The 6,071-nt window shown below is 35.5% G+C and carries 8 protein-coding genes; all 8 read left to right on the top strand.

The annotated features are described in order from the left end of the window. Positions 1 to 474: colicin D domain-containing protein (locus HF876_RS18455; RefSeq protein WP_205964177.1), on the top strand; the 474-nt coding region annotated here is incomplete at its 5' end. Then, positions 474 to 917, top strand: coding sequence for a hypothetical protein (locus tag HF876_RS18460; protein WP_169361521.1), 444 nt, complete (start codon positions 474 to 476; stop codon positions 915 to 917). The genes HF876_RS18455 and HF876_RS18460, both read left to right, overlap by 1 nt. 37 nt (positions 918 to 954) lie before the next feature. Further along, positions 955 to 1,419, top strand: coding sequence for a hypothetical protein (locus tag HF876_RS18465; RefSeq protein ID WP_169361526.1), 465 nt, complete (start codon positions 955 to 957; stop codon positions 1,417 to 1,419). 384 nt (positions 1,420 to 1,803) lie between these two features. Further along, positions 1,804 to 3,042: a T7SS effector LXG polymorphic toxin gene (locus HF876_RS18470; protein ID WP_346764105.1), complete on the top strand. Its 1,239-nt coding sequence runs from the start codon at positions 1,804 to 1,806 to the stop codon at positions 3,040 to 3,042. A gap of 19 nt (positions 3,043 to 3,061) precedes the next feature. Continuing rightward, on the top strand, positions 3,062 to 3,595 hold the full coding sequence (locus HF876_RS18475) for a hypothetical protein (RefSeq protein ID WP_169361523.1): 534 nt from the start codon (positions 3,062 to 3,064) through the stop codon (positions 3,593 to 3,595). Positions 3,596 to 3,789: 194 nt separating this feature from the next. Next, positions 3,790 to 5,082, top strand: coding sequence for a polymorphic toxin type 50 domain-containing protein (locus HF876_RS18480; RefSeq protein WP_169361524.1), 1,293 nt, complete (start codon positions 3,790 to 3,792; stop codon positions 5,080 to 5,082). Between the two features lie 19 nt (positions 5,083 to 5,101). After that, positions 5,102 to 5,440: a hypothetical protein gene (locus HF876_RS18485; protein ID WP_169361525.1), complete on the top strand. Its 339-nt coding sequence runs from the start codon at positions 5,102 to 5,104 to the stop codon at positions 5,438 to 5,440. A gap of 152 nt (positions 5,441 to 5,592) precedes the next feature. Continuing rightward, positions 5,593 to 6,071: T7SS effector LXG polymorphic toxin (locus HF876_RS18490; protein WP_346764104.1), on the top strand; the 479-nt coding region annotated here is incomplete at its 3' end.

Consider the following 6,071-nt stretch of genomic DNA (forward strand, 5'->3'; position numbering starts at 1 on the left):
GGGAAATTAAAAAAAGCCGCTGAAGGGATAGAGGAAGGGAAGGACTTTTTAGAGCATGTCATTGATGCTCAAAAGAAGGCCGAGAAAGCAAAGGATACGGCAAAGGATGCTAAAAAATCCGTGGAGGATGTTGAGATTGAGACTAAGGGTACGGGTAAATTTATCAGTAGCGCCGATGATGTTGTATTTAAACAAAGCTCAATAGATAAGGCTTTCAGTAAACACAGAAAAGATTTTGGAAGTTATCCTGATGGTAGTAAATCTAGTGTGGAATTATTCAAAAATGATGTTTCAGAGCTGATTAATACTGGAGTTCGAAAACAAGGAAAATATAGAAACGTTGAAGGAACGCATATTTATAACGAAGATAATAAACAATGGACTTTTATTAACTCAGATGGAACTATGAATACAGCATTTAAATTAAGTGACTCACAATACAAATATTTAATTGACAAAGGAGTTGTAAAATAGTGAGATTAGTTAACACCTACCTCTCAGAACATGAATTAAAGAAAGAAGAAATTGAAGTGATTTGCAATATATTTAAGAAACAATATGATGAAAATATAGAAGTAAATAGCTATAAATATGATGATCGTAAATATTATGAAACTGATATTGATATAATTGACATAGAATTTCTAAAGGAGAGTATTTATAAAGAAATTGATAAGTTGATTAAGGTTCATGAAATGGTTATTCAATTAGTTAACCAAAATGTAGAAATAATTGTAGCTAATGATGATACAGATACGGAAATCCAAGTATTTGAAAAAAATTGGAATGATATATCAGGATTTGGATTATTTATTACTTCAAGAAAAATTCAAGATGTTGAACCCTATTATACTTCTGATATTTGTAACGCATATTTGAATTTTGAAAATGTTAGCTTTGGAGTAATGTTCGAATAATGTTTATTATGTAGAAGGGGAAGTTGTATAATTGACTATGAAAATTTATTATTGTGACGAATGGTCGGACATTAAAAAGAAGCCTTGGAACATAATTGATGACCGTACTGCATACACATACCATCAAAAACAAGAACCATATACGGCGGTATTAGTAGAGGATGAGAAACCTAAGTATATTGTAAATGTTACAAATGATTGGGTATCGGTTGGGTTTTATGATGACCTGATTCGTAAGTATTTAAATTATGATTTTGAAGTTATGAGTGATGGTAAGATTTTTTTAAGAACAGCTATGTATTGGGAATATGATGATGAAACTGACACGGAAGTAAGTACCTTGATTTTAGGCTTCCGAGAAGATGGTTATATAGCAATGGAAAAGAGAGATTTAAATACCGGTTCAGTCGAGGAGCGCGAAACTAGCGATACCCTTGAAAGAAACTGGGATGTATTTCCTGGATTTGGTCATTACAATCATTTGTGCAAAGAGGAAAGGTAACGTGTTTAGAGCACTCTAGTGCCTAAACTAGTTATACGAAAGGGTTTTACGTATAGGCACATAAAGCAAGTGAACTAAAATACAATTAAAATATTTAAGATGGACAAAAAGAGCAATGATCCGTTTAAAAATAGAGACTCCATGAAGGTACTGCCATCATGGAGTTTTATTTTGTATAGGAATAATAAGAAAAGTACGTGAATTGGGTGATTTGACATTTTACATGGTGTGGGGACTTATGACACTGCAAAACCTATAAACTAAAGACAATGGGTAAGCTCGTAATTTAAAGTGAAGATTTATGAGTGGGACAATAAGAATGTGATATGGTTTGTAATTTTACTAGAGAAGGTCGTAGACGAGTAAGAATGAGTTTAGAAAGTTATTTTCACTTCCAAAAAGAAGCGGGATGACACCGTTCAAAAGTTGAACGAGTTCGATTACTCTCAGACCGTGTCATTGAATCCTGTGGAACAGGACATTCAAACGATGGACACATGGCTAACGGATATAGAAGGAATGTTTCAAAGTGGTCTAACCGATGTCCATTTTCAGCCGAGTCGCTGGGGGATCTTGGCTTCGAGAAATACTTTGAAAATGGAGCTGGAGGCACGTACTTCACGGATTCAAGGAGACACCACCCTCCAACCCAAAAATCATGACTTGACGACCATGTTTTACACTTTTTTAACAGGGGCAAGCCCCCTCCAATTTGGCTACAGGGGATTCATCCAAAAACCAAATGTATTATATGGTCCTAGTATTCTAGGTTTTGCTAGTCTCCCTACTCATTCCACCACAAAAAAGATAAATGAAAATGTAGAACATGAATCGAATGAACTGGACGAAATTTACGCAGCAATTTTAAAAAGTAATCCAGAATTGGCAGTAGATAGTCCTTCTACTCCTCAAACATATTACGCGAATGAGCCTATTACTTATGAGGGAATGAGGAAAGTGCTAGGTGGAAATGGATCCGGAACTCCGGATGGATTATTTGCCATGGGACTAGGTTTGAGTATAGCTGCTAAAAAGGGTGGAGAAATCGCGGCAGATGAGTTTCTCTTAAATGATATTGAAACCCTAAGGGACCCTAATGCTTCTAAAACAGACAAGGGAATCGCTCTTTTTTCTTTAACGCCTATGGGGAAATTAAAAAAAGCCGCTGAAGTGATAGAGGAAGGGAAGGACTTATTAGAGCATGTCATTGAGGTCCAAAAGAAAGCGGAGAAAGCAAAGGATACGGCAAAGGATGCTAAAAAATCCGTGGAGGATGTTACAGGAATAGGCAAAAATCCAAATGGTAAAATTACTTACCCAAGCAAACCGCATACCAATAAAACACCTGGACATTGGGAAGCAATGGTTGATAAAGCAGAGGAATTAGCTATGCAAGACAATATAAGTAAAGTTTATCTAAATAAAGGACTGTCGAATGAAATACCTGGCATAAGACCAAACCGTAGACCAGATATAATGGTGGTTAGAAAAGACGGAAAAATTGATCAGTATGAAGTTCCAAGTAAAACTGACAATATTTATGATTTAAGAAAAAGAATGATAGATAATCAAAAGTTACTTGGAGAAAAAGCGGGAGATATTTATATTCTTCCACCTAAATAACTGAATAGGAGTGATTAAATTGCAAAACCATATTACAACCTCAATAGTTTTATATGGAAAAATAGATCAAAATTATTCAAATAACTGGAGTGCGTTTTATAATAATGCAAAAGAGTTTACAACCAAATTAGGATTTAGTCCTACTCATATTGGTATATTTGGTCAATCATTTAAAACAGGGAAAATTAAGGATATAAATAAAATTGAGAAGAAACTAGGTAAATCTTTAGAAAAGAAGGAAGAAACTCTTGCCATTTCCATTTATTCTTTACCAGAGAATTTTAGTTCAGCTGCGTTTGATTATGAAGTATATATAAGTTTAGAAAACTTAGATGACAACGACTATATGTTAATTGCCACATTTAAAGATGAAATATATAATTTGGTAGATGAAAGGGAGTTTATTGAACAATTTAGTAAGTATATAAAGTTTGAGGCAGGGCAAATTTTTAAATTGTCTAATCTCGAAAGTCCTCAGATTTATGCTTCTAAAGCAAATTCATTCCAGGCTTTTAAAACATTAGAAATACTAAAAGATTTTTCTTTAAAATGAAATTCATTGAAAACCTCGGGTCGTTAGAAAAGGAATATTCAAAAATAAATAGTTCAACAAATACCTTGATTGGTTAACCCTTTCAAGGTTTTATTGATATATCAAAATTGAAGTCAAGAATTCATTTGATAAACAAATAAATTGTTTGCAGTTAATATAGTGAAATTACTAATTAATTATTCAATCGTGTTATCATGGCCCTGCCTCATCTCGATGACAGTGCAGTTCAGGAAGGGGTCATTACTTCCAAAAAGAAACGGGATGACACCGTTCAACAGTTAAATGAGTTCGATTACTCTCAGACCGTGTCATTGAATCCTGTGGAACAGGATCTACGGGTCCTGCAAGACTGCCTTATAGAAATGGAGGGACTCTTCCAAAACGGGTTGTCCGATATCCACTTTCAGACGTCACAGTGGAGTGTGAACCCCGCAAGAAAGAGGCTGGTATGGGATCTTGCAACCCGTGAATCGACTCTTCCGATGTTAAAAAAGTACCCTTTAACCGAGGAACTATCCAACATGCTCCAAACTTATCTCCAAGGGGTGTCACCCATCTCGTTTGGACTTGGTGGGCAGGTTTCAAGACCAAATGTGTTTATGGGTCCTGCAGTGAATAAGAGTAACGGGAATCCTCTCCATTTGAATTTCTGGAAGAACAACCTGGTTCCATCCGTGGAACAGCTGATTAGCGCCATAGAGGCGCAAATACTCATCAATGAAGCAGTGAATGTAAAAAAAGTTACCGATGAATATGGTGGCTTTTCAAAAGAGAGTGTGATCGAAGGAACTTATTATACATTACCGGATGGGAAGATTATACGACAATATTATGGTCGGACAGGTGCCCAACAGTATAAATATGTTCAGAGTATTCCGAAAGAACGAATCGGCAGTGGCAAAACATTAGAAGATTTATTCCCACCTATAACAAAGATAGAAGAATTTTTAATAGGGGACATCATCGCCATGTCAGAGGATCCTTCACCGGAATCCGTTGCGGAGGCTGCATTATTCACCGTTTTCAAGCCACTTAAAATGGTAGATAAGATTATTGATAGTATTAAAGATGGGGAAAAGAAGATAGAAAAGATTGAGGATAAGGGGAAAGGTAATGGTGTCCCTTCATATGGAAAAAACTCAGTACCTATTGGTCCTTATAGAGAAGTAAATGGATTTCCAGCTAAAGTAAAGCCAGGTTCTCAAGAGAAACATATTCCTAATACTCCAAATTACAAACAAGAACTAGCAAATGGAAAAATTAAGAGTATCTTCTATGGGGATAATAAAAAAGCACAAGTATTGCTTGATAAGTACGCTGGAAAAGGTCAGCTACTACCAAATGGTAAAAAAGAAAGAGTAGACTTTAGTGAAACAATTGGGAAATATTATGATGTCGATACTGGCGAATACCTTGAGACTACTAGAGGAATAATTCATTATGGAAAAGATGGTGCACATATAGTGCCTTCTGAACCACTTAAATAATAAAACAAGGAGAAATTATATGGAATATGATTCTTTGGTAAAAACCATAAAAGAACACAAGGATAGTAATCTGATAATAGAGTGGGATAGCGGGTTAAAGATTATTGGTGAACCAGACACACTCTTTGAAACAGACAATGGATTGGATGATGATGATATAAATTATACCGAATATTATGCAATTACATTTCAAGTTGGTGACATTTTAGCTCATCCTTCTAGTAAAGAAGGTAGTTTATATAGTTGGTTAATACAAGGGAAAGGTTCATTAATAGAAATATCACTTTACGATAATCCACCAAGTCAGATCTTTTTGAGTGATGGACAAAGTGTATGGAAACGGGATATTCCAAAATAAATTACTGTTTAATCAATTACCTTGATTGGCTAAAGCCTGTCAAGGTTTTTTTGATATATCAAAATTGAAGTCAAGAATTCAATTGATAAACAAATAAATTATTTGCAGTTAATATAGTGAAATTTACTAATTAATTATTCAATCGTGATATCGTGTCCCTACCCCATTTCGATGACAGTGCAGTTCAGGAAGGCGTCATTACTTCCAAAAAGAAGCGGGATGACACCGTTCAAAAGTTGAACGAGTTCGATTACTCTCAGACCGTATCATTGAATCCTGTGGAACAGGACATTCAGACGATGGACACATGGCTAACGGATTTAGAAGGAATGTTTCAAAGTGGCCTGACAGATGTCCATTTTCAGTCGAGTCACTGGGGGATCTTGGCTTCGAGAAATACTTTGAAAATGGAGCTGGAGGCACGTACTTCACGGATTCAAGGAGACACCACCCTCCAACCCAAAAATCATGACTTGACGACCATGTTTTACACTTTTTTAACAGGGGCAAGCCCCCTCCAATTTGGCTACAGGGGATTCATCCAAAAACCAAATGTTTTATATGGTCCTAGTATTCTAGGTTTTGCTAGTCTTCCTACTCATTCGACCACAAAAAATATAAATGAAAATGT

The organism is Psychrobacillus sp. BL-248-WT-3, assembly GCF_012843435.1.
GTDB lineage: Bacteria > Bacillota > Bacilli > Bacillales_A > Planococcaceae > Psychrobacillus.

What these genes read in the sequence shown, in the direction of transcription:
- HF876_RS18465 (WP_169361526.1), top strand. Translation starts at nt 955, where the DNA reads ATGAAAATTTATTATTGTGACGAATGGTCGGACATTAAAAAGAAGCCT.
- HF876_RS18480 (WP_169361524.1), top strand. Translation starts at nt 3,790, where the DNA reads ATGGCCCTGCCTCATCTCGATGACAGTGCAGTTCAGGAAGGGGTCATT.
- HF876_RS18485 (WP_169361525.1), top strand. Translation starts at nt 5,102, where the DNA reads ATGGAATATGATTCTTTGGTAAAAACCATAAAAGAACACAAGGATAGT.